The sequence below is a fragment of the Microcella sp. genome, assembly GCF_030645145.1.
GTDB lineage: Bacteria > Actinomycetota > Actinomycetes > Actinomycetales > Microbacteriaceae > Microcella.
This window is the reverse complement of sequence record NZ_JAUSMI010000087.1, coordinates 14523-40738: the sequence shown is the minus strand read 5'-3', so window position 1 is coordinate 40738 and position 26216 is coordinate 14523. Positions and strand designations below refer to the sequence as shown.

The window sequence follows — 26216 nt, the reverse complement described above, 5'->3', positions numbered from 1 at the left end:
TCGTAGAGTCCGGCTCGACTCCCCCGCGATGGGGAGCCCTCACCATGGCCCGGGAGACGCCGAACGGCCCCCGTCTCGCGACGAGGGCCGTTCGGGTCGAGCGATGCGACCTAGTTGTAGGTGCCCGGGGTGAAGTCGTCGCTCGAGAACGAGTCGAAGTCGACGAACGACAGGTCGGCCTCGCTGAACGACGAGTCGTCGGCGAAGATGCGGTTGGGGTACCGCTCGGCCTTCGCCTCCTCCGTCGCCTCGACCGAGACGTTCCGGTACGCGGGCAGGCCCGTGCCGGCCGGGATCAGCTTTCCGATGATCACGTTCTCCTTGAGGCCCAGCAGCGGGTCGCGCTTGCCCTCCATGGCGGCCTGCGTGAGCACGCGGGTCGTCTCCTGGAAGGACGCGGCCGACAGCCACGACTCGGTCGCGAGCGAGGCCTTGGTGATTCCCATGACCTCCTGGCGGGCCGAGGCGGTCTTCTTGCCCTCGGACAGCGCGGCGCGGTTGATGTCGTTGTACTTCGAGCGGTCGACGAGCTCGCCGGGGAGCAGGTCGGTCTCGCCGTGGTCGACGACGGTCACCTTGCGGAGCATCTGACGGACGATGACCTCGATGTGCTTGTCGTGGATCGGCACGCCCTGCGAGCGGTAGACGCCCTGGACGCCCTCGACGAGGTGCTGCTGCACGGCGCGGACGCCCTTGACCCGCAGGACCTCCTTCGGGTCCACGGGACCCTCGAAGATCTGCTGGCCGAGCTCGACGTGCTGACCGTCCTCGACGAGCAGCTGCGAGCGCTTCGAGACGACGTACACGACCTCCTCGTCCCCGTTGTCGGGGGTGAGGATGACGCGGCGCTGCTTCTCCGCGTCCTCCACGACGATGCGACCGGCGCTCTCGGCGATGGGGCTCGCGCTCTTCGGGGTGCGGGCCTCGAAGAGCTCGGTCACGCGGGGAAGACCCTGCGTGATGTCGTCGGCCGAGGCCGAGCCACCGGTGTGGAAGGTGCGCATCGTGAGCTGCGTGCCGGGCTCGCCGATCGACTGGGCCGCGATGATGCCGACGGCCTCACCGAGGTCGACGCGCGTTCCGGTCGCGAGCGAGCGGCCGTAGCAGGCGGCGCAGACGCCGACCGCCGACTCGCACGTCAGGACCGAGCGGACCTTGATCGTGCTGACGCCGGCCGCGACGAGCTCGTTGATGAGCACGTCGCCGACGTCGGAGCCGGCCGCCGCGACGACCTCGCCCGAGGCGCTGACGGCGTCGGCCGCGAGAGTGCGCGCGAACACGAGGTTCTCGACGTTCTCGTCGCGGACCCACGTGCCGTCGACCTCGTGGGCGATCGGGAACTCGAGACCCTTGGTCGTGCCGCAGTCGTCCTCGCGGATGATGACGTCCTGAGCGACGTCGACCAGTCGACGCGTCAGGTAGCCCGAGTCGGCCGTGCGGAGCGCGGTGTCGGCGAGACCCTTGCGGGCACCGTGGGTGGCGATGAAGTACTCGGCCACCGACAGGCCCTCGCGGTACGAGTTGATGATCGGGCGGGCGATGATCTCACCGCGCGGGTTCGAGACGAGGCCTCGCATACCCGCGATGTTTCCGACCTGCAGCCAGTTGCCTCGGGCGCCCGACGTGACCATGCGGTTGATCGTGTTGTCGGTCGGGAAGTTCGCGCGCATCTCGGCGTTGACCTCCTTGGTGCCCTCGCTCCAGAGCGCGACGAGCTCGCGACGACGCTCGTCGTCGGTGATGAGACCCTTCTCGAACTGGACCTGGATCTTCGCCGCCTGCTTCTCGTAGCCGGCGACGATCTCCTTCTTGCGCGGCGGGGTGAGGACGTCGCTCAGCGCGACGGTCACTCCCGAGCGGGTCGCCCAGTAGAAGCCGGCGTCCTTCACCTTGTCGAGGGTCGCCGCGACGACGACCTTCGGGTAGCGCTCGGCGAGGTCGTTCACGAGCTGCGAGATGGCGCCCTTGTCGGCGACCTTCTCCATGAACGGGTAGTCCTCGGGCAGGAGCTCGTTGAAGAGCGCACGACCGAGCGTGGTCTCCTTGAGCTCGCGGCCACCCTCGAACTTGTCGCCGAAGAGGCGGATGCGCACGGTCGCGTTGAGGTGCAGCGAGTGCTGGTCCATGGCCATGATCGCCTCGGAGACCGAGGAGAACGCGCGGCCTTCGCCCTCGGCGCCCTCGCGGACGGTCGTGAGGTGGTGGAGGCCGATGATCATGTCCTGCGTGGGAACGGTCACCGGGCGGCCGTCGGACGGCTTGAGGATGTTGTTCGACGCGAGCATGAGGATGCGGGCCTCGGCCTGCGCCTCGACCGACAGCGGCAGGTGGACGGCCATCTGGTCGCCGTCGAAGTCCGCGTTGAACGCGGCGCAGACGAGCGGGTGCAGCTGGATCGCCTTGCCCTCGACGAGCTGGGGCTCGAAGGCCTGGATGCCGAGACGGTGCAGGGTGGGCGCGCGGTTCAGCAGGACGGGGCGCTCGCGGATGATCTCCTCGAGGACATCCCACACCTGCGGGCGCGAGCGCTCGACCATGCGCTTGGCGCTCTTGATGTTCTGGGCGTGGCCCAGGTCGATCAGGCGCTTGATGACGAACGGCTTGAACAGCTCGAGCGCCATGAGCTTCGGCAGACCGCACTGGTGCAGCTTGAGCTGCGGGCCGACGACGATGACCGAGCGGCCCGAGTAGTCGACGCGCTTGCCGAGCAGGTTCTGGCGGAAGCGACCCTGCTTGCCCTTGAGCATGTCGCTCAGGGACTTCAGGGCGCGGTTGCCGGTGCCCGTGACGGGACGACCGCGGCGACCATTGTCGAACAGCGCGTCGACGGCCTCCTGGAGCATGCGCTTCTCGTTGTTGACGATGATCTCGGGCGCCCCGAGGTCGAGAAGGCGGCGGAGGCGGTTGTTGCGGTTGATCACGCGGCGGTACAGGTCGTTCAGGTCGCTCGTGGCGAAGCGGCCGCCGTCGAGCTGGACCATCGGGCGCAGCTCCGGCGGGATCACCGGGACGACGTCGAGGACCATCGCGGCGGGCGAGTTGCCCGTCTGCAGGAACGAGTTGACGACCTTGAGGCGCTTGATCGCACGGATCTTCTTCTGACCCTTGCCGGTCGCGATCTGCTCGAGGAGCAGCTCGCTCTCGGCGGCGAGGTCGAAGGCCTCGAGGCGCTTCTTGATCGCCTCGGCGCCCATGTGCGCCTCGAAGTACAGGCCGTAGCGGTCCTGGAGCTCCTGGAAGACGGAGTCCTCCGGCTTGAGGTCGCCGACCTTGAGGGTGCGGAAGTCCTCCCACACGCGCTCGAGCTGCGCGATCTGCTCGTCGAACGACTTGCGGACCTGCGACATCTCCTTCTCGCCGGCATCCTTGACCTTGCGCTTCTGGTCGGCCTTGGCGCCCTCGGCCTCGAGCTCGGCGAGCTCGCCCTCGAGGCGCTGCAGGCGGTCGGCGATCATCGAGTCGCGCTGGCCCTCGAGGGTCTTGACCTCGAGGCGCAGCTCGTTCTCGAGACCGGGGAGGTCGGCGTGGCGACCCTCCTCGTCGACCGAGATGACCATGTACGCGGCGAAGTAGATGACCTTCTCGAGGTCCTTCGGCGCCATGTCGAGCAGGTAGCCAAGACGGCTGGGCACGCCCTTGAAGTACCAGATGTGCGTGACCGGGGCGGCGAGCTCGATGTGGCCCATGCGCTCACGGCGCACAGACGACTTCGTGACCTCGACACCGCAGCGCTCGCAGACGATGCCCTTGAAGCGGACCCGCTTGTACTTGCCGCAGGAGCACTCCCAGTCGCGCGAGGGGCCGAAGATCTGCTCACCGAACAGACCGTCCTTCTCGGGCTTGAGGGTGCGGTAGTTGATCGTCTCGGGCTTCTTGACCTCGCCGTGGGACCAGCGACGGATGTCGTCAGCGGTCGCGAGGCCGATCCGGAGCTCATCGAAAGTGGTTGCGTCGAGCAATTGATTCTTCTCTTTCGTAAACAGTCGTCAGTGTCTCTGGAGAGACCCGGATCAGATCTCGTCGATCGACGAGGACTCGAAGCGGGAGGAGATGTTGATGCCGAGCTCCTCCGCGGCGCGGAAGACCTCGTCATCCGTGTCCTTGAGGCTCACCGCGGTGCCGTCGGCCGAGAGGACCTCGACGTTCAGGCACAGCGACTGCATCTCCTTGATGAGGACCTTGAAGCTCTCGGGGATCCCCGGCTCCTGGATGTTCTCGCCCTTGACGATCGCCTCGTAGACCTTCACGCGGCCCAGGATGTCGTCGGACTTGATCGTCAGGAGCTCCTGCAGCGCGTAGGCCGCGCCGTAGGCCTCGAGCGCCCACACCTCCATCTCACCGAAGCGCTGGCCGCCGAACTGGGCCTTACCGCCGAGCGGCTGCTGGGTGATCATCGAGTAGGGGCCCGTCGAGCGCGCGTGGATCTTGTCGTCGACGAGGTGGTGGAGCTTCAGGATGTACATGTAGCCGACCGAGATGGGGTCGGGGAAGGGCTCGCCCGATCGGCCGTCGAAGAGACGGGCCTTTCCGGTCGAGTCGATCATCCGGACGCCGTCGCGGTTCGGGATCGTCGAGTCGAGCAGACCCGCGATCTCGTCCTCGCGCGCACCGTCGAACACCGGGGTCGCGATCTTGGTGCCGGGAACGGCCTCGCGAGCGTTGGCGGGGATGCCCTCGGCCCACGCGGGGCTGCCGTCGATCTTCCAGCCGCGCGACGCCGCCCACCCCATGTGGATCTCGAGGACCTGGCCGAAGTTCATGCGGCCGGGGACGCCGAGCGGGTTGAGCACGATGTCGACGGGCGTGCCGTCCTCGAGGAACGGCATGTCCTCGACGGGCAGGATCTTCGAGATGACGCCCTTGTTGCCGTGGCGGCCGGCGAGCTTGTCGCCCTCGGAGATCTTGCGCTTCTGGGCGATGTAGACGACCACGCGCTGGTTGACGCCCGAGCCGAGCTCGTCGTCGCCGTCCTGCGCGTCGAAGACCTTGACGCCGATGATGGTGCCCTGCTCGCCGTGGGGGACCTTGAGCGAGGTGTCGCGCACCTCGCGCGACTTCTCGTTGAAGATCGCGCGCAGCAGGCGCTCCTCGGCCGAGAGCTCGGTCTCGCCCTTGGGCGTGACCTTGCCGACGAGGATGTCGCCGGGGCGGACCTCGGCGCCGATGCGGATGATGCCGCGCTCGTCGAGGTCGGCGAGCAGCTCGGGGCTGACGTTGGGGAGGTCGCGGGTGATCTCCTCCTTGCCGAGCTTCGTGTCGCGGGCGTCGACCTCGTACTCCTCGATGTGGATCGACGAGAGCGTGTCGTCCTTCACGAGGTTCTGGCTGAGGATGATCGCGTCCTCGAAGTTGTGGCCCTCCCACGACATGAACGCCACGAGGAGGTTCTTGCCGAGCGCGAGCTCGCCGTTCTCCGTCGCGGGGCCGTCGGCGATGACCTCGCCGGCCTCGACGCGGTCGCCCGCGTTGACGATGACGCGGTGGTTGTAGTTCGTGCCCTGGTTCGAGCGGTCGAACTTCCGCAGGAAGTACTGCTGGGTCCCGCCCTCGTCGAGCTGGACGGTCACAGCGTCGGCCGAGACCTCCGCGACGACGCCCGGCTTCTCGGCCGTGATGACGTCGCCCGCGTCGATCGCGGCGAAGCCCTCCATGCCGGTGCCGACGAGCGGCGACTCCGAGCGGAGAAGCGGCACCGCCTGACGCTGCATGTTGGCGCCCATGAGCGCGCGGTTCGCGTCGTCGTGCTCGAGGAACGGGATGAGCGAGGTCGCGACCGACACCATCTGGCGCGGTGAGACGTCCATGTAGTCCACCTGGGCGGAGGGCACGAGCTCGACCTCGCCGCCCTTCTTGCGGATGAGCACGCGCTCCTCGGCGAACGAGCCGTCCTTCTTGAGGGGCGCTCCCGCCTGGGCGACGACGAACTCGTCCTCCTCGCTCGCGGTCAGGTAGTCGATGTGCTCGGTGACCTTGCCCTTGACCACGCGGCGGTACGGCGTCTCGATGAAGCCGAACGCGTTGATGCGCGCGAACGACGCGAGCGAGCCGATGAGGCCGATGTTCGGGCCTTCCGGGGTCTCGATGGGGCACATGCGGCCGTAGTGCGAGGGGTGCACGTCGCGCACCTCGACGCCGGCGCGCTCGCGGCTCAGGCCGCCGGGGCCGAGGGCCGAGAGCCGGCGCTTGTGGGTCAGGCCCGCGAGCGGGTTGTTCTGGTCCATGAACTGCGACAGCTGCGAGGTTCCGAAGAACTCCTTGATTGCGGCGACGACGGGGCGCACGTTGATCAGGGTCTGCGGCGTGATCGCCTCGATGTCCTGAGTGGTCATGCGCTCGCGGACGACGCGCTCCATGCGCGACAGACCGGTGCGGACCTGGTTCTGGATGAGCTCGCCGACCGCGCGGATGCGGCGGTTGCCGAAGTGGTCGATGTCGTCCACGTCGAGGCGCAGCTCGACGGGCTTGCCGTCGCGCTGGCCGGGCATCGTAGTGCGGCCCTCGTGCATCGAGACCATGTAGCGGATGGTCGCGACGATGTCCTCGACCGTCAGCACCGAGTCCGACAGCGGGGCGTCGACGCCGAGCTTGCGGTTGACCTTGTAGCGGCCGACCTTCGCGAGGTCGTAGCGCTTGGGGTTGAAGTAGAAGTTGTCGAGGAGCGCGCGCGCGGCCTCGGCGGCGACCTGCTCGCCCGGGCGCAGCTTGCGGTAGATGTCCTTGAGCGCCTCTTCCTTCGTCAGGACGGCGTCCTTCTCGAGGGTCTGCTCGATCGAGTCGAAGCCGGCGAAGGCCTCGCGGATCTCCTCGGTCGTCATGCCGAGGGCCTTGAGGAACACGGTGACCGACTGCTTGCGCTTGCGGTCGATGCGCACGCCCACCTGGTCCCGCTTGTCGATCTCGAACTCGAGCCAGGCGCCGCGGCTGGGGATGATGCGCGCGGTGTAGATGTCCTTGTCCGAGAGCTTCTCGAGCGTGCGCTCGAAGTAGACGCCCGGGCTGCGGACGAGCTGCGACACGACGACGCGCTCGGTGCCGTTGATGATGAATGTGCCGCGCTCGGTCATGAGCGGGAAGTCGCCCATGAAGACCGTCTGCGTCTTGATCTCGCCGGTCATGTGGTTCATGAACTCGGCCTCGACGTAGAGCGGGGCGGCGTAGGTCTTGCCGCGCTCCTTGCACTCGTCGATCGAGTACTTCTGCTCTTCGAGGTACGGGTTCGTGAACGAGAGCTGCATCGTCTCGCCGAGGTCCTCGATGGGACTGATCTCCTCGAAGATCTCCTCGAGACCGCTGCGGCCCGGGACGTCGGTGCGACCGGCGGCCTCGGCCTCGGTCACGCGCGCCTTCCAGGCGTCGTTGCCGACGAGCCAGTCGAAGCTCTCGGTCTGCAGAGCCAGCAGGTCGGGGACGGTGAGCGTGTCGCTGATCTTGGCGAACGAGAGCCGGGATGCGTTCCGGCCGTTCTGGGGGGACTGGGAATTCTTAGCGGTGCGCGAAGCAGCCAACGAACTAACCTCCGTGGGCGTCGAAGCCCTAATACCGTCGCCGGAGCGACAGATGAACACGGTCGAGTGATCACGCCAGAAACCCATTGAGGGCCCGTGCTCGGGCCCACCCCGCCGCTATACTCGGGGCACGTCAGCCGACCGCCATTTGACGGCTGAAGTTGTCGGGGAGCGCAAACCTCAATACTAGGCGCGCCCGCGCCGTCGTGTCCAGTCGGAATCTTGACCGATCTGGGCTCCTGCGCTATAACCGCGGCGACGCCCCCTCGCGGGCTGTGGCACGCTAGCGGTCATGCCCTCCCCCGTCGCCGTCTCGCGGCAGCTCTCGAACGGCATGCGCGCGGTCATCGAGCCCGACAAATGGTCGCCCGGCAGCTGGACCCTCGTGGTCGACGGCACGCCGCAGTCGCACGTCGACCTCGACGACCCGAGCCGCTTGTTCTTCGAGTACGTGCAGCGCATCGGCCACGTGATCGACGAGTGGGGCGACCCCGGCCAGCCGATGACGGCCCTGCATCTCGGCGCCGGCGCACTCACCCTCCCCCGCTACATCGAGGTGACGCGGCCGGGCTCCCGGCAGCAGGTCGTCGAGCTCGAGGAGGAGCTCATCGCCTTCGTCCGCGAGCACCTCCCGCTGCCGCGTCGCGCGAGTATCCGGGTCCGGTACGGGGATGCTCGAGCGACGCTCGCACGCCTCCCCGCCGCGCTCCACGGCGCGGTCGACATGATCGTGGTCGACGTCTTCAGCGGCGCGCGCATCCCCGCCCACGTCACGAGCCTCGAGTTCTACGAGGAGGTGCGGCGCTTCCTCGCTCCGGGCGGCATCGTCGCGGTCAACGTGGCCGACGGGCCTGGGCTCGCCTTCGCCCGAGCCCAGGCGGCGACGCTGCGCATGGCGTACCGCGACGTCGCCGCGCTCGCGGAGACGGGCATCCTGAAGGGGCGCCGCTTCGGGAACGTCGTGCTCATCGCCTCGACGAGCGAGCTGCAGCTCGACTGGATGCCGCGGCTCATGGCGCGCGGTCCGCATCCGGCGACGGTCACGAGCGGTCGCGATCTCGTCAACTGGATCGCGGGCGCCCCGGTCGCGACGGACGCGACGGCCGTGCGCTCGCCCGAGCCGACGTCGGGGCTCTTCGCGCGACGCGACTAAGCGGCGCTGCGGAGTCGGTCAGTCGCGCGCCTCGGGGCCGCCGAAGATCGGGGCGCCGGGAGCGACCGAGACTCCGCGGCTCACGACGTCGTTGCGGAGGCGGGAGAGCCGCCGGACGATGGACTGCCGGTCGAGGAGGGCGACGTCAGCGGCTTCGAGCGTCTCGCGCATGACGCGCAGGAAGGCGTCGAACTCGCGGTCGCCGAGTCGGAACGGGCCATGAGCGTCGGCGAGCGTCTTGCCGGTGTAGGAGTGCGCGCCCCCGAGCAGTGCGGAGAGGAACATCGTGCGGTGGCGGTTGAGGGCCTCCTCGTCGACGTCGCGGAAGTACGGGCCCATGATCGGGTCGGTCCTGACGCGCACGGAGAGCTGGTCGACGAGCGCGGCGACGCCCTCGTCACCACCGAGTCGGCGGATCAGCGACATGTGACACCTCCTCACGCTCAGCGCGACTGTATCCGAGCACTGTTCATGCCGCACCCCTGGAACGGTCGGTCGCACCGTGAACAGTGTTCGCTAAACGAACATCGCGCGAGGCGCGGCGCGCCGGGCCGTCGCCCGCGGGTGTCGGCGCGGCGGTGTCGGCGGCGGCTCTTAGCCTGGAGGGGTGAGCGAGCTGGAGCGGGTGCGCGTGTGGGCCGAGGCCCTGCTGCGCCTGCACCTCGACCCGTCGTGGAGCTTCGGGTTCGACAACGCGACGCGGCGCGCGGGCCTGTGCAACTATACCGATCGCCGCATCACGGTCTCGCGCCACCTGGCGGCGCGCTTCGAGGACGACGAGATCCACCAGATCCTGCTGCACGAGGTCGCGCACGCGCTCGCGGGCCCCGGCACCGGGCACGGCCCCGTGTGGCGCGCGCTCGCCCGCGGGCTCGGCTACGAGGGCGGCCGCACGCACGACGGCCCGATCGCCGACGAGCGCGCGCGCTGGCGCGGCCGGTGCCCCAACGGGCACGAGTTCGTGCGGTTCCGGAAGCCCGCGAAGCCGCTCTCGTGCGGTCAGTGCGCGCGCGGCTTCAGCCCGCGGCACCTGATCGACTGGGTCGACCAGCGCGCGGCCTGAAGGCCACGGTGCGGCGCGGCGGCGAGGTGGTCCGCTACGCGGAGACCTGCACCTCTTTCCAGAAGGCGACGTAGTTCGAGTAGTCGGTGCCGACGCGGTCGAAGGAGGCCGGGTACGGGTTCGGGTAGCTCCATGCGCGGTCCTGCAGCTTCTCGCCGTCGACGACGACGCTGAAGTACTGGCACTCGCCCTTCCACGGGCAGGTGTACGGCGTCGGGCTCTTCTCGAGGAACTCGCTCTTCACGCTCGACGGCGGGAAGTACCAGTTGCCCTCGATCTTGACGAGCTGCTCCTCCGGAGCCTCGGCGATGACGGTGCCGTTGACGTGCGCCTTCATGGGGGGTCCTCCCGGTTCGATGCCAGACGTGGATCTCTGACCAGGAGGAACGCTATGCCGAGTGGCTGAATTCCCGCAGGACGACGAGCTCGGCCTGCTCGAGCCGCGCGCGGGCGGCGGGAAGGGCATCCGCGCCCGAGGTCTCGGCGAGCGCACGACCGGCGACCGACGCGGTCAGCATGTGGCCGACCGCGCCGCGGAGTCCCTGGAAGGCGGCGGCCGCAGCGGCGGCCTCGGGGCTCGTCGCGTCGATGCCGACCGCTCCGAGCGCGTCGACGATCGCTCCGGCCAGCAGGACGTCCTCCACGGGGAAGCCGTCGGGGCTCTCGAGCGGGGCGCCCGCGGCGACGACGGCGACCATCGTGCGCTCGCCGCGCGCGGCCTGCAGCTCCAGGAGGCGCTGGGCGATCGCGGAGGCCGCACCGAGACGGGCGTCGACGACCTCGAGGCGGTGGGGCAGGGCATCCACCGGCACGGGCTCGGTCGCGATCGCGTCGCACCAGACGAGGAGGTGGGCCGATCCGCCGATGCGGCGAGCGCCGTCGAGCCCCATGTCGAAGCGGACCTGGTAGCGCTCCTGGGCGGCGGGGTCGGCGGGTTCGGTGCTCGGGCGGTCGGTCACAGGTCGATGGTAGCCACGAGGTGGAGACTGGGCGCATGCCTGTGACGCTCGATCTCGTTCTCGACTGCCCGCCCGACGCGGCGTGGGAGGCCGTGCACGCGCCGAGCGTGTTCCGGGCGGTGTCCGGGCCCTGGACGACGGTCGAGTCGCTCGAGCCCGGCGGCTTCCCCGAGCGGTGGCCGGGGGGCGAGCACCGCGTGCGCCTGAAGCTGCTGGGCGTCGTCCCGATGGGCGTGCAGGTCATCAGGCTGAGCGATGAGTCGCGGATGCTCTCCGACGGCTCGACCGAGCGCATCGTGCACGACGCGGGCGGGCCGGTCTCCGGGCCGATGCGCGTCGTGCGATCGTGGCACCACCGCATGGCGATCTCGGTCGCCCCGGGCGGGAGGACGCTCTTCCGCGACCGGCTCGACGTCGGCGCGGGCTTCCTCACCCCCGTCGTCATGATCGGCTTCTGGGCCTTCTGGCAGCTGCGCGCCCGGAAGATCAAGCGCCTCGCCCCCGGCTGGCGCACGCAGTTCGCGAGCCGCCCGTGAGCGCCGGCACGCTCTCGGCCGCGGACGTAGCGCTCGACACAGTGAGCTGGCGCCGCGCGGTGTTCCGCCTGTACGAGAAGGTGCGGCGCGCGACCGACCTCGAGGCCGCCCACGACCTGTGGCGTCGCGAGCGCGACCGGCTCTTCCTCGAGCACCCCGCCTCGCCCCTCCTGCCCGCCGATCGCGAGCGCTTCACGGGGCTGCGCGTGAGGCCCTACGACCGCGCGTGGCGGTTCGAGTGCGTGATCGCGGATGCTCCTCCCGCCTCGCTCGACGTGCCGACCGGCACCGACGGGGTCGTGCCGTTCGAGCGCATCGGGCTCGTCGACGTGCCCGGAGTCGGCCCTCTCGATGTCTGGCGGCTGAGGTCGTACGGGGGCGGGCTCTTCGTGCCCGTGAAGGACGCGCTGTCGCGCGCCGAGGGCGGCACCTACGGCGGCGGACGCTACCTCCTCGACACCGTCAAGGGCGCCGACCTCGGGCCGGGGCGCGAGCCCGGGTCTCTCGTGATCGACTTCAACTTCGCCTACAACCCGTCGTGCGCGTACGACCCCGCGTGGGCGTGCCCGCTCGCGCCGCCCGGCAACACGGTCGACGTCGAGATCCCGGTCGGCGAGCGCTACGGGGACGGGCGGGCGGTGCTGCAGTGACGGGAGCCGCGCGCGATGCGGACGAGCTCGCCGAGATCTGGGACGCGCGCTACGGCGCGAGCGAGCGTCTCTGGAGCGGGCGGGTGAACCCCGTGCTCGAAGCGGAGGCCGCGCATCTGGTCACCGGTCGCGCGATCGATGCGGGCTGCGGCGAGGGCGGCGACAGCCTGTGGCTCGCGCGCCGTGGGTGGACGGTCCTCGGATACGACCTCTCCGCCGTGGCGGTCAACCGAGCGCGAGCCGAGTCGGAGCGCCTCAGGCTCGCCGACGTCTCGTCGTTCGAGCAGCGGGATCTCGCCTCGAAGCCTCCAGAGGAGGTCCACGATCTCGTATCGGGGCAGTACCTGCATGTGATTCCCGCGCAGCGCGACCCTCTCTACCGAGGTCTGGCCGCGGCCGTGCGGCCCGGCGGGGTCCTTCTGCTCGTCCTTCACGATGCGCGCGACCTCGAACTGGGCATCGCGCGCCCGCCCGCTGAGACCATGCTCGATGCGGATGCCCTGCGCGCGCATGCCGACGGTTTCGCGTCCGTGCACGTCGAGCTGCGCTCGCGGGCCGAGCTCGATCGCGCCGGTCGGACGGCGACCGCGCATGACCTCGTGCTGCGGGCGGTTCGCTAGCATCGGCGGCGTCCTTCCAGAACTACGGATCGCCTGAATCCGGTTCACCCGTTCCGTAGTTCTGGAAGGCCAGTCGCGCGGGCCCCATCGGGCGTCGCAGAGCGCCCCCGCGGCGGGTCAGGAACCCGACCTGCTACGGTTGTTGCATAGGCACGGCCACTGATGGTCAGCCTGCGTCGTAGAACGCTTACTCATCCCGCACCTCGCGCACCGACTCGCGCACCGCGGTTCGATACTTTCTCACGGCGAACGATGTCGGCCACTGCCGCCGTCGCCACTTCGATTCCCGACTGCGTGCGCCCACGGCGCGCGCCCCGCATCCTGACCGCTCGGTCGCGGATGCCGGAAATCGCGCATGCTCGAAAGGCACCACCCCATGACCGAAACCACCTTCAGCGCGCTCGGCGTGCCGTACCCCCTCGTCGAGGTTCTGACCGCTCAGGGCAAGACCGAGGCGTTCCCCATCCAGGTCGACACCCTGCCCGACACCCTCGGCGGGCGCGACGTGCTCGGCCGCGGCAAGACCGGCTCGGGCAAGACCCTGGCGTTCTCGATCCCGATGATCGCGCGCCTCGGCACGCGCCTCGCCGGCGGACCCCGACGCCCGGGCCGCCCGCTCGGCATGGTCCTCGCCCCGACGCGCGAGCTCGCGACGCAGATCAACGCCGTCCTCGAGCCGCTCGCGAAGGCCTACGGCCTCACGACGACCACGATCTTCGGCGGCGTCTCGCAGAGCCGTCAGGTCAGCGCGCTGCGCGCCGGCGTCGACATCATCGTCGCGTGCCCCGGCCGCCTCGAGGACCTCATGCAGCAGAAGTTCGTCTCCCTCGACGCCGTCGAGATCACCGTGCTCGACGAGGCCGACCACATGGCCGACCTCGGCTTCCTGCCGGGCGTCACGCGCATCATGAAGGCGACGCCGGCCGACGGCCAGCGCCTCCTGTTCAGCGCGACGCTCGACAACGGCGTGGACAAGCTCGTCAAGCAGTTCCTGCACAACCCGGCCACGCACTCGGTCGACGAGGCGAACTCGCCCGTCGCCGCGATGACCCACCACGTCTTCGAGGTCTCGGGCGTGGACGAGAAGAAGCGCCTCGTGTCGGCGCTCGCCTCGGGCAGCGGCCGCCGCATCCTCTTCATGCGCACCAAGCACCAGGCCAAGAAGCTCGCGAAGGCGCTCACGGCCGAGGGCATCCCCGCCGTCGACCTGCACGGCAACCTGTCGCAGCCGGCCCGCGACCGCAACCTCGCCGCGTTCGGCGACGGCAGCGTGCGCGTGCTCGTCGCGACCGACGTCGCCGCCCGCGGTGTGCACGTCGACGACATCGAGCTCGTCATCCACGTCGACCCGCCCATGGAGCACAAGGCGTACCTCCACCGCTCGGGCCGCACCGCCCGTGCCGGCGCCGAGGGCGACGTCGTCACCCTCGTTCTTCCCGAGCAGCGTCGCGACACCGCCGCGCTTCTCAAGAAGGCCGCGATCTCGGTCCAGCCGCAGCAGGTGACCTCGGGCTCGGATGCCGTGACGCGCCTCATCGGCGACGTCGCGCCCCGCGTCGCTTCCGACGCGCTCCCGGCCGTGCTGCGTCCGCCCGTCCAGGGCGGGGGCCGCTCGCAGGGCGCCAACGCGCAGCGCAAGCGCTCGACCCGCGAGGGCTCGGGAGCGGGCCGCTCCGAGTCGGGCCGCTCGGGCTCGGGTTCGGGCTCCAGCCGTCGCGGCGGTCGCTCCGGCGCCGCCGGCTCGACGGCGTCGAGCGCCGCGCCGACCGGTGGAGGCACTCGCGTCCGCACCGATCGCCCGCGCACCGACGCCGCCCCGCACCGCTCCGATGCCATCCGTCACACCGACGCTCCGGCCGCGCCTCGCACCCGCCAGGGCTCGCGCCGCGCCTCGGCTCCGAGCAGCGGCGGCGCCGCCGGCGGCATCCGCGTCGGCCAGGTCGTCCGCTCGAACAGCTCGGGCGGGCAGCGCCGCGGCCGATAACCCCGCAGCACCACGCGTCGCACGCGCCCGTCCCCCCCACCGGGGGGCGGGCGCGTTCGCGTTGCCGGCGGCGGCCGGGTGCTGACGAATCCTCTACCGTGGTCGGATGACGACTCTGCTGCGCCCCGCGACCGTGCAGGACGCCGACGCGCTCGGCAGCCTGCACATGGCGTGCTGGCGCGAGGCGTACGGAGACCTGCTGAGCGCCGAATTCTTCGAGCGCGCGACGCCCGAGTCGAGCGCCGAGCGCTGGGCGATCACGATTCCGCGCCTCGCGAGCGATGGCGGCACGCTGCTGCTCGCGGAGGAGGACGGAGAGCTCGTCGGGTTCGCGAGCTCGGGGCCGGGTCGCGGTGAGGCTCCGCCGCGCGAGCTCGAGCTCTACGCGATCTACGTCCGAGCATCCGCCTACGGATCGGGACTCGGTCAGCGCCTGCTCGATGCGGCGCTCGGCGACCGGCCGGCGTCACTGTGGGTGCTCGAGCGCAACCCGCGGGCGCGCGCGTTCTACGAGCGCAACGGATTCGCCCCCGACGGCACGACCGAGCTGCTGCCGCGCTTCGAGAACCTCGTCGAGATCCGCCTGGTGCGCTGAGCCCGCGCGCCAAACACCTCCCCGGCGTGCGCACTCAGGATGTGGAGGAGTGACGTAATCGCGTTTCGACACTCCTCCACATCGTGAGCGCTGCGAAAGTCGGGTCATGCGGCTGGCGACCATCGCCGTCGATCGCCGCCCTACCGTTGTCGAGGAGTGTCGAAATCGAATTACGTCACTCCTCAACAACGGTAGGGCGGAGGCGGCGGGCAGCATTCCCGCAGAGCTCACGGCCCTGAGCGGGCGCGGGGCGCGCAGGTTCTAGGCTCTCGGGGTGCTCGAGTTCCGCATCCGCCCCGCGACGCTCGCCGACGCCCCCGCGCTCGGCCGCCTGCACCGGGCGTGCTGGCTCGAGACCTACGCCGGGGTCCTGAGCGACCGATTCCTCGCCGCGGCGAGCGCCGAATCGCTCGCCGACGAATGGGCCGGGATGCTCGCCGCGGGCTCGGCCGACGCCACCGTTCCGGGCTCGATCGTGCTCGTCGCCGAGCGGCACGACCCGAGCTCGGCCGCGTCGCGCAGCGAGCCGCCCGAGCCCGTCGGCTTCGCGCGGAGCGCCCCGAGCGACGACCCCGAGGCTCCGCGCCCGACGAAGCTCGACTCGCTCTACACGCTCGTGAGCACGCACGGCTCGGGGCTCGGCGCGCGCCTGCTCGACGGCGTGCTCGACGGCCGACCCGCCTACGCGTGGATCGTCACCGCGAACGAGCGGGCGCGCCGCTTCTACGAGAAGCACGGATTCGCGCTCGACGGCCTCGGGCATCCGTACTCGCCCTGGGACGACGCCCACTGCTCGCGCATGGTGCGCTGAGAGCGCACCGCGCGACGCGGCGGGACGGGACCTACGGCAGCACGCCCACCGACGCGAGCGCGGCCCGCAGCAGCACACCGCGCCCGCCCTCCATCTCGGCCGAGACGCGCTCCGACGCGGCCTCCTCGGGCGTGAGCCACGTGAGCTCGAGGGCGTCCTGCCGCGGGTCGCAGGTTCCCGTGACGGGGACGACGTAGGCGAGCGCGACCGCGTGCTGACGGTCGTCGCTGAAGCGCGAGACGCCGGGCAGCGGGAAGTACTCGGCGACGTGGAACGGGTTCGGCGACGCCGGCAGCTGCGGGAAGGCCATCGGCCCGAGATCCTTCTCGAGGTGGCGGAAGAGCGCGTCGCGCAGCGTCTCGCCGTACATCACGCGGCCCGACACGAGCGTGCGGGTCATCGATCCCGACGTGTTGACGCGCAGCAGCACGCCCACCTCGGTCACCTGCCCCATGCCGTCGACGCGCACCGGCACGGCCTCGACGTACAGCAGCGGCAGTCGGCGACGGATCTGCTCGAGCTCGTCGTCCGACAGCCAGCCGGGGTTGGGGTCGGGCGTGCGCGTGTTGGCCATGCCTCATTCTTACCCCAGGCGGGCGAAGAGGCCGGTGGTGTTGACTCGAGGCATGACCGGGATGCAGCTCATCGACGACTCCGCGATCATGTGGTCGGCCCCCGAGCACGAGCGCGCCGAGCGCCCCCTGCTCGTCCTCATGCACGGCTACGGCTCGCACGAGGGCGACCTCTTCGGCCTCTCGCAGTACCTGCCGCTGCAGCCCGTCATCGCGAGCCTGCGCGGCCCGCTGCGCTCCGGACTCGGGTACGCCTGGTACGACATCACCGACGACCGCGGCCCGCAGGCCGACGCCGCCGCGCGCGGCATCCTGCACTGGCTCGACCGGCAGCCCGCCGCGAGCGTAGGCCTGCTCGGCTTCAGCCAGGGCGGGTCGATGGCGATCCAGCTGCTGCGCCACGCGCCCGAGCGCTTCGACTTCGCCGTCAGCCTCGCCGGATTCGTCGTCCCCGGCCCCGCCCCCGCCGACGACCGGATGCTCGACCAGAAGCCTCCCGTCTTCTGGGGCCGCGGAACCCTCGACCAGGTCATCGCGCCCGCCCTCATCGAGCACACCCACGACTGGCTGCCGCGTCACGCGGCCGTCACCGACCGCATCTACGAGGGCCTCGGCCACGCCGTGAGCGAGGCCGAGCTCAGCGACGTCCTCGGCTTCCTGCGCCCGTTCTACGCCGCGCCCTCCGACCCGACCGCGCGCTGAGAACCGGCAAGGGGTGCTGTCGGCCGTCGCGTGCATGATGAACGGATGACCTCCCCCGACCTCGATCGCGTGCTCGGCCGGTTCGCCCCGGCGACGCGCACGTGGTTCGAGGGGGCGTTCCCGGCGCCGACGCCCGCGCAGCTCGGGGCGTGGGAGGCCATCTCGAGCGGATCGAACGCCCTCGTCGTCGCGCCGACGGGCTCGGGCAAGACGCTCGCGGCGTTCCTCTGGTCGATCGACCGACTCATCGCCGAGCCGGCGGCGACTCCAGCGAGCGCCGACGAGCCGCGGCGCACGCGCGTCCTCTACATCTCCCCCCTCAAGGCCCTCGGCGTCGACGTGGAGCGCAACCTGCGCTCGCCGCTCATCGGCGTGACGCAGACCGCGGCGCGGCTGGGCCACCCGGCTCCGACGATCACGGTGGGCGTGCGATCGGGCGACACGCCCTCGGCGGAGCGGCGGGCGCTGCAGAGGACGCCCCCGGACGTCCTCATCACGACCCCCGAGAGCCTGTATCTCATGCTCACGTCGAGCGCGCGCGAGACGCTCGACGCGGTGACGACCGTGATCGTCGACGAGGTGCACGCCGTCGCCGGCACGAAGCGCGGCGCGCACCTCGCGCTGAGCCTCGAGCGGCTCGACGCGCGACTCGCGCGCCCCGTGCAGCGCATCGGGCTCTCGGCGACGGTGCGGCCGGTCGAGGAGGTCGCGCGGTTCCTCGGCGGGCAGGCGCCCGTCACGGTCGTGCAGCCGCCCGCGGCGAAGACCTTCGACCTGCGCGTCGTCGTGCCCGTCGACGACATGACGCAGCCGCCGCCCGTCGGCCCCGTCGACGACGAGGGCTCGGCCGCGGGCGGGGCGGCGAACCCGTCGATCTGGCCGCACGTCGAGGAGGACATCGTCGACCGCGTGCTCGCCAACCGGTCGACGATCGTGTTCGCGAACTCGCGGCGGCTCGCCGAGCGGCTGACGGCGCGGCTCAACGAGATCTACGCCGAAAGGCTCGGCGATGGCGCCGAGCTGCTCGCCCGCGCGCACCACGGCTCGGTCTCGAAGGATCAGCGCGCCGAGATCGAGGACGCCCTGAAGTCAGGCCGCCTGCGGTGCGTCGTCGCGACGAGCAGCCTCGAGCTCGGCATCGACATGGGCGCGGTCGACCTCGTGATCCAGGTGGAGTCGCCGCCGAGCGTCGCGAGCGGCCTGCAGCGCCTCGGCCGCGCCGGGCACCAGGTGGGCGAGATCAGCCGCGGCGTCATCGTGCCCAAGCACCGCGCCGACGTGCTGCACGCGACGGTCGCGAGCGAGCGCATGCTCGCCGGGCAGATCGAGCAGCTGAGCGTCCCGGCGAACCCGCTCGACGTGCTCGCCCAGCAGACCGTCGCGCACGTCGCCCTCGAGCCCGCCGACATCGACGAATGGTTCGACGCCGTGCGCCGCAGCGCCCCCTTCGCGACCCTGCCGCGCTCGGCCTACGAGGCGGTGCTCGACCTGCTGAGCGGCCGCTACCCGAGCGATCGCTTCGCCGAGCTGCGCCCGCGCATCGTGTGGGATCGCGTGAGCGGTCAGCTCTCCGGCCGCCCCGGCGCGCAGCGGCTCGCCGTCACGAGCGGCGGCACCATCCCGGACCGCGGGCTGTTCGGCGTCTTCCTCGTGGGCGAGCGAAAGTCACGCGTCGGCGAGCTCGACGAGGAGATGGTCTACGAGTCCCGCGTCGGCGACGTCTTCGCCCTCGGCGCGACGAGCTGGCGGATCGAGGAGATCACGCATGACCGCGTCGTCGTCACCCCCGCGTTCGGCCAGCCCGGCAAGGTTCCGTTCTGGAAGGGCGACGGCCTCGGGCGCCCGGCCGAGCTGGGCCGCGCGCTCGGAGCGACGACCCGCGAGCTCGCCGCCGCCTCGCCGGATGCCCGGCGAGACCGCCTGCGCGCCGCCGGTCTCGACGATCGCGCCATCATGAATCTCGACGCGCTGCTCACCGAGCAGGTCGCGGCGACCGGCCAGCTGCCGACCGATTCGACTCTCGTGATCGAGCGGTTCCGCGACGAGCTCGGCGACTGGCGGGTCATCCTGCACTCCCCCTTCGGGCTCGGCGTGCACGCGCCGTGGGCGCTCGCGATCTCGGCGCGGCTGCGCGAGCGGCACGGCTTCGACGGCGCGGCGATCGCGGCCGACGACGGCATCGTCGTGCGGCTGCCCGACACGGAGGCGGAGGCGCCCGGGGCCGAGCTGTTCCTCTTCGACCCGGCCGAGCTCGACGCGCTCGTGACGAGCGAGGTCGGCGGCTCGGCCGTCTTCGCCGCGCGCTTCCGCGAGTGCGCGCAGCGCGCCCTCCTGCTGCCGCGCCGCAACCCCTCGCAGCGCTCGCCGCTGTGGCAGCAGCGCCAGCGCGCGAGCCAGCTGCTCGAGGTCGCGCGCGAGTTCCCGAGCTTCCCGATCGTGCTCGAGACGATCCGCGAGGTGCTGAGCGACGTCTACGACCTGCCAGGACTCACGGCGATCGCGACGGCGATCGACCAGCGCGAGCTGCGCATCATCGAGGTCGAGACCCCGAGCCCCTCGCCCTTCGCGCGGTCGCTGCTGTTCGGCTACGTCGCGGCCTTCCTCTACGAGGGCGACAGCCCGCTCGCCGAGCGCCGCGCGGCCGCCCTCAGCATCGACTCGACCCTCCTCGCCGAGCTGCTGGGCCGCGCCGAGCTGCGCGAGATCCTCGACCCCGAGGTCATCGCGCAGACCGAGGCCGAGCTGCAGCGCCTCGCCCCCGACCGCCGCGCGAAGGACGACGAGGGCGTCGTCGACCTGCTGCGCATCCTCGGCCCGCACTCCGTCGACGAGCTCGCCGCGCGCGCGGTCGACGGCGCGAGAGTCGAGGAGTGGCTCGTCGCCCTCGCGCGCACCAACCGCGTCTTCCGCTTCGCCGTGCGCGACGCGGCCGGCGCGAGCGTCGAGCGCTGGGCCGTGGTCGAGGACGCCGCGCGCCTCCGCGACGCCCTCGGCACGCCCACCCCCCACGGCGTGCCAAGTGCCTTTCTCGATCCGGTGCCCGACCCGCTCGGCGACCTCGTCGCCCGCTTCGCCCGCACGCACGGGCCGTTCACGGCGCACGACGTCGCCGACCGGCTGGGGCTGGGCATCGCGGTCGTGACGGATGCCCTGCGCCGGCTCGCGAGCGACCGCCGCGTCATCGAGGGCGAGTTCCGGCCCGGGGCGAGCGGCACCGAGTGGGTCGACGCCGAGGTGCTCCGCCGCCTCCGGAGCCGCAGCCTCGCCGCCCTCCGCGCCGAGATCGAGCCCGTGAGCGCGGGCGCCCTCGGCCGCTTCCTGCCCGCGTGGCAGCACGTCGGCCGCGGGGCCGGCTCGGGCGGCGCCAGCGCGGGCGGCGGCGCGCTGCGGGGCATCGACGGCGTTCTGCAGGCCGCCGAGCAGCTGCAGGGCGTCGCGCTTCCGGCCTCGGCGTGGGAGACCCTGGTGCTGCCGAGCCGCGTGCGCGACTACTCGCCGGCGTGGCTCGACGAGCTCATGGCGAGCGGCGAGCTCGTCTGGTCCGGCGGCGGGTCGCTGCCGGGCAGCGACGGCTGGCTGAGCATCCACCTGCCGCACCTCGCGCCTCTGAGCCTCGCCGAGCCGGCCGCCCTCGAGGCCGACGCCGGCGCGGCCGAACGGCAGGAGGGCATCCTCTCGGTGCTCGCAGGCGGCGGCGGGTTCTTCTTCCGCCAGCTCGCCGACGCGACCGGCGCGACCGACGACGCGCGCCTCGCCGACGACCTGTGGCAGCTCGTCTGGGCGGGGCTCATCACGAACGACACGTTCGCGCCCGTGCGCGCGATGCTCGGCGGCTCGAAGCGATCGAGCGCCGCTCGGGCACCGCGGCCGCGCGCGTACCGCGGCTACGCCCGCCCGACGATGCCCGCCCGCTCGGGCCCGCCGTCGACCGCCGGGCGCTGGTCGCTCCTGCCCGAGCGCGACCTCGACCCGACGCGCCGCGGCGCGCACCTCGCCGACAGCCTGCTCGAGCGGTACGGCGTCGTCACGCGCGGAGCCGTGCAGGCCGAGAACGTGCGCGGCGGCTTCGCGCTCATGTACAAGGTGCTCGCGCGCATGGAGGAGGCCGGGCGCGTGCGCCGCGGCTACTTCGTCGAGCACCTCGGCGCCGCGCAGTTCGGCACCCCCGCGACGGTCGACCGGCTGCGCACCTTCGTTCGCGATCAGGATGCGGCCCCCGCCCTGGCGCCGCTCGTCCTCGCCGCGACCGACCCCGCGAACCCCTACGGCGCGGCCCTGCCGTGGCCGGGCGCCGCGGACGACCCCGTCGTCGGCACGCCCGCGCACCGGCCGGGGCGCAAGGCCGGAGCCCTCGTCGCCCTCGTCGACGGGCACCTCGTCGCGTACCTCGAGCGCGGCGGCAAGAGCGCGCTCACCTTCACCGACGACTCCGCCGAGCTCGCCGCGGCCGCGACCGAGCTCGCCACCGTCGTGCGCGCCCGCCTGCGCTCGCTCCGCATCGAGCGCGTCAACGGCGCGAGCGTCTTCGGCACCGCGTTCGCCGAGGCGCTGCAGGAGGCCGGCTTCGTCGCGACGCCGCAGGGCCTGCGGCTGCGGATCTAGGCCGAGGCGGGGGAGGAGGCGCGATGCCCGAGGGCGATACCGTCCACCGCGCCGCGCGGCGCCTGAACGAGGTGCTCGCGGGGCGCGAGGTGACGCGGTGCGACATCCGCGTGCCGGCGTTCGCGACGGTCGACCTCAGCGGGCAGACCGTGCACGAGGTCGTCGCCATCGGCAAGCACCTGCTCATGCGCATCGACGAGACGACCGTGCACTCGCACCTCAAGATGGAGGGCTCGTGGCACGTCTACCGGCCCGGCAGCAAGTGGCGACGACCGGCGTTCGAGGCGCGCATGGTGCTCGAGGTCGGCGCCGCGCCCGACGGCGGCGACACCGGCACGGATGATGGCCGCGACGAGACCGGCTGGCAGGCCGTCGGCTTCGCCCTCGGCGAGCTCGAGCTCGTGCCCACTCGCGACGAGGAGTCGATCATCGGCTACCTCGGCCCCGATCCGCTCGGGCCGACGTTCGACCGCGACGAGGCGCTGCGCCGCCTGACCGCCGACCCCGAGCGGCCGATCGGTCTCGCCCTCCTCGACCAGCGGAACGTCGCGGGCCTCGGCAACGACTACCGCAACGAGGTGCTGTTCCTCCGCGGAATCCTGCCCGAGACCCCGATCGGGCAGACGGATGCGGCGGCCGTCCTCGACCTCGCCGTGCGTCTCATCCGCGCCAACCGCGATCGCGTCGAGCGCGTCACGACGGGCGACACCCGGCGCGGCAAGCGGGTGTGGGTCGCGCACCGCGAGCACGAGCCCTGCCGACGGTGCGGCACGCGCATCCGCATGGGGATGCTCGGCGACGACGCCCTGACCGAGCGGCAGACCTTCGTCTGCCCGACCTGTCAGCGCTGAGCTGCTGCTGGGCTGCTACTGGCCGTCGGGCTCGAGGGTGCGGTACCCCTTCGGCCGCCACGCGGCGATGCGCAGGCACGTCGCGGCGACGAGAGCGAGCACGCCGCCGGTCACGAGCGGGCCGGAGAGCTCGCTCGCGATCGTCGGCAGCACGAGCGCGGCGCGGTCGAAGCCCGAGGTGCTCGCGTCGAGGAACGCGTTCTGCGCGTAGAGGATCGCGCCGATGCCGAGCAGCAGCGTGGCACCGCCGACGACCCACAGCGCGCGTAGCCACGGGTTGCCGACGACGACGAGCTCGAGCGAGCGCTCCGGCTTCTCGGCGCGCGCCGCGACGCTCGGCGCCGCCGGCCCACGCGGGCCGGGAGCGGCGCTCGGCGCCGCCATCCCCTCATCGATCACGGGGCGGGGGTCGGAGGGTCGGGCCGGCGCGCGGCGGACCGGGGCGGTCATCGGCGCGTCGGCTCCGGCGCGCTGGTAGACCTCGGGGAATCGCGGGTCGATTCCGGGTGAGCGGTCGTCGGTCACGGCGGGTCCTTCCGTCGGCGTCAGCATACGACCGGCAGCCTCGGATGCTCCCGGGTAGCCTCGCAGCGTGCCCCGCTCCCCCGCCCTCGCGCTCGCCGCGCTGCTCGTGCTCGGCGCGGCCGCCGGCTGCTCGCTCCTCCCGGTCGAGCTGCGCGAGCCGGACCGCGGAGTGCCGGGCGAACCGGACACGGGGTCGGGCGGCGGCTCGGGCGGCGGCTCGGGATCAGGATCGGGATCGGGCTCGGACAGCGGCTCTCTCGGCGAGCCGACCGGCACGGGCACGATCGCGTCGATCACGGACGGCGACACCGTGCGCCTGCGCATCGGCGGCGACGAGCTGCGCGTGCGGCTCATCGGGCTCGACACTCCGGAGGTGCGGGACCCGCTCGAGTGCTTCGGGCCTGAGGCGTCCGCAGCGCTCGAGGCCCTCGCACCCGTCGGCAGCGAGGTCGGATACGCCTACGACCGCGACCCGCAGGACCGCTACGAGCGCGAGCTCATGTACCTCTACGCCGCCGACGGCACCCTCATCAACCTCGAGCTCGTCGCGCAGGGCTACGCCGAGGCCATCCGGGTCGAGCCCAACGACCGCTACTGGCCCGAGCTGCAGGCGGCCGAGCGCGCGGCCCGCGATGCCGGCCGCGGCCTGTGGGGCAGCTGCCCCGCCCCCTAGTCGGGCCGGCCCGCCAGGTGCCGCGGCCCCAAGGCAGTGACGACCACGAGCGCGGCGTTGTCCAGCGCATATTTGCTGACGCGCAGGCACCGGTCCGCGTCTATCGGGCACTCGTTGCGGGCGGGTGTCTCGTGACGCGCAACGACTGACCGATAGACGCGAAACGTGGTCGAGCCTGCTGACCTCGGAGCCGGGGACGGCGGCGGCCGCGGCGGCGGCGCCCGCGCTACAGCGGGTTGAGCGGCGCGATCAGCTCGGGCCCGTCGCCGCGCAGCGGCGCGACCTCGTGCACGGCGAGCCGCTCGATCACCGTCTGCGACGCCGCGACGGCGTGCTGCACGAGCGCGTGGTCGCCGGCGATCGTCGGGTCGAGCCACGTGTCCCACTCCGCGCGGGGCAGCATCACGGGGATCCGATCGTGGATGCGCGCCGCCGGCCCCGCGGCCGCCCGCGTCAGGATCGTCGCGGTCAGCACCCACGGCTCCGGCTCGATGCCCTCAGCCCCGTCCGACCCGGCCGCCACCGGCGGCCGCCACCACGAGTACAGCCCGGCGAACGCGAGCTCGCCCTCCTCCGGGTCGGTGACGAAGTAGGGCGTCTTGATCTTTCCGACCGTGAGCCACTCGTAGTACCCGTCGGCCGGGACGAGCGCGCGGCTGCGCACGACCGACGAGCGGAAGGTCGGCTTCTCGGCCGCGGTCTCGCTGCGCGCGTTGAACGTCGGGTACTTCGAGGCGAGCTCCTTCTGGAACCGCGGCACGAGCGACCAGCGCGCCGTCGTCACGCGGCGGGTGACGGGAGCATCGGCGCCCGAACCGGCGAGATCCTTCGGCACCGTGTCGACGACGACGTGGATCCGCTGCGTCGGCGCGATGTTCCAGCTCGGCGACAGCCGCACCTCGTCGACCTCGTCGGCCACGAAGTAGCGGCCGAGCTCCTCACCGCTCTTGGTGTTGGCGTACCGACCGCACATCGCGAACCCCCGTCAGCAGAGCGTCAGAGCTCGTAGTCGACGCACGACTTGTCGACGACGACGCTGCGCACGAACGGCGCCACGGCGACGTGGTCGGGGTGCACCTGGTAGGCGGCGAGCGCCTCGGCGCTCTCGTGCTCCGAGACGAGCACGACATCCCAGTTCGCCTCGACCTGGCCGATGTCGCCGCGCACGACGAGCGACATCAGCCCCGGGATCACCCCGACGAGCGGCTCGAGCCGTTCGCGCATTCCCTCGATCGCGGCGGCCTTGCCCTCCGCGTCGGGAGCCTGCAGGGTCCACGAGACGATGTGCCTGATCACTGATCCTCCAGAAGTGCGGAACGGAGACGGGCCTCGTCGACCCGCCAGATGGTGTGCACGGCGCCGTCGATGAGCACGACCGGGATCTCGTCGCGGTAGCGCTCGAGCAGCGATGCGTCGTCGAGGATGCTGCGCTCCTCGAACGCGACGCCGCCGACCTCGCCGACGACCCGCGTCGCGATCGCGCGCGCGTCGTCGCACAGGTGGCAGCCGGGTCGGCTGAGCAGCGTCACGGTCGTCGCGGGCACGGGGTCAGCCTACGACCGCACGTATGCTGTCGGTGATGTCCACCACGCACGGCAGCGCCGCCGACACCCCGTCGACGACGCCGATCCTCGCCTTCTTCGACATCGACAACACGCTCATGCGCGGCGCGAGCATCTTCCACATCGGCACCGCCGCGTGGCGCGAGGGCTTCATCCGCCTCCGCGACGTCCTCGGCTTCGCGTGGGCGCAGGCGCGGTTCATCGCCGTCGGCGAGAACACCCAGCACCAGCTGTCGGTCCGCGAGAGGGCGCTCGCTCTCGTCGCGGGCCGAACCGAGGGCGAGCTCTCGCGACTCGCGGTCGACAGCTACGAGCGCTCCATCCACCAGCGGCTCATCCCCGAGACGGTCGCGCTCGCGCGCGAGCACCGCGCGAAGGGCCACGAGGTGTGGCTGCTCAGTGCGACTCCGGATGCGATGGCGAGCGTCATGGCGCAGCGGCTGGGCCTGACCGGGGCGGTCGGCACGCGCATCCGCAGCCGGGGCGGGGTCTTCACCGGGGAGCTCGACGGAGCGATCATGCACGGCGAGCGCAAGGCCGAGGTCGCGGAGGCGCTCGCGGCCGAGCGCGGCGCGAAGCTCTCCGACTGCTGGGCGTACAGCGACAGCCGCAACGACATCCCGCTGCTCGCGCTCGTCGGCAACCGCGTCGTCGTGAACCCCGACCACGCGCTCTCGCGGCACGCGCGGGCGCACGCCTGGCCGATCCTCACGGCCGGTGCGGCGAGCGTGCGCGCGGCGCGCAAGCGGATCCGCCGCGAGGCGAGGGCCGTTCTCCGCTCGGGCCGCCGCGATCAGCAGCGCTGACGACGCGGCCGATCTCGTGGCCGGCAACGCGAAAGCGCCCGACCCGA

Annotated in this window: 23 protein-coding genes; 13 read left to right on the top strand and 10 right to left on the bottom strand. The window is 71.8% G+C overall.

Features of this window, described 5'->3' with window-relative positions:
* Nucleotides 1-110: 110 nt before the first annotated feature.
* Both rpoC and rpoB read right to left on the bottom strand, forming a co-directional pair.
* Nucleotides 111-3959 (bottom strand): DNA-directed RNA polymerase subunit beta', encoded by a 3849-nt coding sequence (gene rpoC, locus Q7T15_RS05830; protein WP_304694225.1) that lies wholly within the window; start codon nt 3957-3959, stop codon nt 111-113.
* Between the two features lie 51 nt (nt 3960-4010).
* On the bottom strand, nt 4011-7505 hold the full coding sequence (gene rpoB / locus Q7T15_RS05825; protein WP_304694223.1) for a DNA-directed RNA polymerase subunit beta: 3495 nt from the start codon (nt 7503-7505) through the stop codon (nt 4011-4013).
* A gap of 292 nt (nt 7506-7797) precedes the next feature.
* Here rpoB and Q7T15_RS05820 point away from each other — a divergent pair, with 292 nt between their 5' ends.
* Entirely contained in the window at nt 7798-8658 is an 861-nt protein-coding gene (locus Q7T15_RS05820; protein WP_304694221.1) for a spermidine synthase, read from the top strand.
* Nucleotides 8659-8676: 18 nt separating this feature from the next.
* Here Q7T15_RS05820 and Q7T15_RS05815 read toward each other — a convergent pair whose 3' ends face one another.
* Nucleotides 8677-9084: a group 1 truncated hemoglobin gene (locus tag Q7T15_RS05815; RefSeq protein WP_304694219.1), complete on the bottom strand. Its 408-nt coding sequence runs from the start codon at nt 9082-9084 to the stop codon at nt 8677-8679.
* A gap of 181 nt (nt 9085-9265) precedes the next feature.
* Here Q7T15_RS05815 and Q7T15_RS05810 point away from each other — a divergent pair, with 181 nt between their 5' ends.
* Nucleotides 9266-9721 carry a SprT-like domain-containing protein gene (locus Q7T15_RS05810; RefSeq protein WP_304694217.1) on the top strand — a complete coding sequence of 152 codons (456 nt, stop codon included), beginning with the start codon at nt 9266-9268 and terminating at the stop codon, nt 9719-9721.
* Between the two features lie 34 nt (nt 9722-9755).
* Here Q7T15_RS05810 and Q7T15_RS05805 read toward each other — a convergent pair whose 3' ends face one another.
* Both Q7T15_RS05805 and Q7T15_RS05800 read right to left on the bottom strand, forming a co-directional pair.
* Complete coding sequence (locus Q7T15_RS05805; RefSeq protein ID WP_304694215.1) at nt 9756-10058, bottom strand: DUF427 domain-containing protein; 303 nt, start codon at nt 10056-10058, stop codon at nt 9756-9758.
* Between the two features lie 52 nt (nt 10059-10110).
* The gene (locus tag Q7T15_RS05800) at nt 10111-10680 is read right to left on the bottom strand and encodes a hypothetical protein (protein ID WP_304694213.1); all 570 of its coding nucleotides are present in this window, start codon (nt 10678-10680) and stop codon (nt 10111-10113) included.
* A 35-nt stretch (nt 10681-10715) separates the two neighbouring features.
* Between Q7T15_RS05800 and Q7T15_RS05795 the strand changes: the two genes are divergently transcribed.
* The 6 genes from Q7T15_RS05795 to Q7T15_RS05770 all read left to right on the top strand — a co-directional run bounded on the left by Q7T15_RS05795 (nt 10716) and on the right by Q7T15_RS05770 (nt 15876).
* Nucleotides 10716-11216: a hypothetical protein gene (locus tag Q7T15_RS05795; RefSeq protein WP_304694211.1), complete on the top strand. Its 501-nt coding sequence runs from the start codon at nt 10716-10718 to the stop codon at nt 11214-11216.
* A complete protein-coding gene (locus tag Q7T15_RS05790; RefSeq protein WP_304694209.1) occupies nt 11213-11866 on the top strand; it encodes a DUF1684 domain-containing protein in 654 nt (217 codons plus the stop codon). Before Q7T15_RS05795 ends, Q7T15_RS05790 begins: the two co-directional genes overlap by 4 nt.
* Nucleotides 11863-12486: a bifunctional 2-polyprenyl-6-hydroxyphenol methylase/3-demethylubiquinol 3-O-methyltransferase UbiG gene (locus Q7T15_RS05785; RefSeq protein ID WP_304694207.1), complete on the top strand. Its 624-nt coding sequence runs from the start codon at nt 11863-11865 to the stop codon at nt 12484-12486. Before Q7T15_RS05790 ends, Q7T15_RS05785 begins: the two co-directional genes overlap by 4 nt.
* A gap of 376 nt (nt 12487-12862) precedes the next feature.
* Nucleotides 12863-14470: a DEAD/DEAH box helicase gene (locus Q7T15_RS05780; protein WP_304694205.1), complete on the top strand. Its 1608-nt coding sequence runs from the start codon at nt 12863-12865 to the stop codon at nt 14468-14470.
* 106 nt (nt 14471-14576) lie between these two features.
* Nucleotides 14577-15065: a GNAT family N-acetyltransferase gene (locus Q7T15_RS05775; RefSeq protein ID WP_304694202.1), complete on the top strand. Its 489-nt coding sequence runs from the start codon at nt 14577-14579 to the stop codon at nt 15063-15065.
* Between the two features lie 274 nt (nt 15066-15339).
* On the top strand, nt 15340-15876 hold the full coding sequence (locus Q7T15_RS05770; RefSeq protein ID WP_304694200.1) for a GNAT family N-acetyltransferase: 537 nt from the start codon (nt 15340-15342) through the stop codon (nt 15874-15876).
* Between the two features lie 31 nt (nt 15877-15907).
* Here Q7T15_RS05770 and Q7T15_RS05765 read toward each other — a convergent pair whose 3' ends face one another.
* Nucleotides 15908-16450, bottom strand: a complete 543-nt coding sequence (locus Q7T15_RS05765) for an NUDIX hydrolase family protein (protein WP_055857345.1) — start codon at nt 16448-16450, stop codon at nt 15908-15910.
* A gap of 52 nt (nt 16451-16502) precedes the next feature.
* On the opposite strand from Q7T15_RS05765, the gene Q7T15_RS05760 reads away from it, so the two are divergent.
* The 3 genes from Q7T15_RS05760 to Q7T15_RS05750 are packed head-to-tail and all read left to right on the top strand — an operon-like array spanning nt 16503 to nt 22603.
* Nucleotides 16503-17150, top strand: a complete 648-nt coding sequence (locus tag Q7T15_RS05760) for an alpha/beta hydrolase (protein WP_304694196.1) — start codon at nt 16503-16505, stop codon at nt 17148-17150.
* 45 nt (nt 17151-17195) lie between these two features.
* Nucleotides 17196-21752, top strand: coding sequence for a DEAD/DEAH box helicase (locus Q7T15_RS05755; RefSeq protein ID WP_304694194.1), 4557 nt, complete (start codon nt 17196-17198; stop codon nt 21750-21752).
* A gap of 23 nt (nt 21753-21775) precedes the next feature.
* Nucleotides 21776-22603, top strand: a complete 828-nt coding sequence (locus tag Q7T15_RS05750; RefSeq protein ID WP_304694191.1) for a DNA-formamidopyrimidine glycosylase family protein — start codon at nt 21776-21778, stop codon at nt 22601-22603.
* A gap of 15 nt (nt 22604-22618) precedes the next feature.
* Here Q7T15_RS05750 and Q7T15_RS05745 read toward each other — a convergent pair whose 3' ends face one another.
* Nucleotides 22619-23128 carry a hypothetical protein gene (locus Q7T15_RS05745; protein WP_304694189.1) on the bottom strand — a complete coding sequence of 170 codons (510 nt, stop codon included), beginning with the start codon at nt 23126-23128 and terminating at the stop codon, nt 22619-22621.
* Nucleotides 23129-23195: 67 nt separating this feature from the next.
* On the opposite strand from Q7T15_RS05745, the gene Q7T15_RS05740 reads away from it, so the two are divergent.
* Nucleotides 23196-23801, top strand: a complete 606-nt coding sequence (locus Q7T15_RS05740; RefSeq protein ID WP_304694187.1) for a thermonuclease family protein — start codon at nt 23196-23198, stop codon at nt 23799-23801.
* Nucleotides 23802-24027: 226 nt separating this feature from the next.
* On the opposite strand, the gene Q7T15_RS05735 is transcribed toward Q7T15_RS05740, so the two are convergent.
* Genes Q7T15_RS05735 through Q7T15_RS05725 form a run of 3 tightly spaced genes read right to left on the bottom strand, consistent with a single transcriptional unit; the run spans nt 24028 to nt 25345 of the window.
* On the bottom strand, nt 24028-24774 hold the full coding sequence (locus tag Q7T15_RS05735) for an SOS response-associated peptidase (protein WP_304694185.1): 747 nt from the start codon (nt 24772-24774) through the stop codon (nt 24028-24030).
* A 23-nt stretch (nt 24775-24797) separates the two neighbouring features.
* Complete coding sequence (locus Q7T15_RS05730) at nt 24798-25097, bottom strand: Dabb family protein (RefSeq protein WP_304694183.1); 300 nt, start codon at nt 25095-25097, stop codon at nt 24798-24800.
* Complete coding sequence (locus Q7T15_RS05725; protein ID WP_304694181.1) at nt 25094-25345, bottom strand: glutaredoxin family protein; 252 nt, start codon at nt 25343-25345, stop codon at nt 25094-25096. The genes Q7T15_RS05730 and Q7T15_RS05725 overlap by 4 nt, the downstream gene beginning before the upstream one ends.
* 35 nt (nt 25346-25380) lie before the next feature.
* Between Q7T15_RS05725 and Q7T15_RS05720 the strand changes: the two genes are divergently transcribed.
* A complete protein-coding gene (locus Q7T15_RS05720; protein ID WP_304694179.1) occupies nt 25381-26169 on the top strand; it encodes an HAD family phosphatase in 789 nt (262 codons plus the stop codon).
* The last annotated feature ends 47 nt before the right edge of the window (nt 26170-26216 follow it).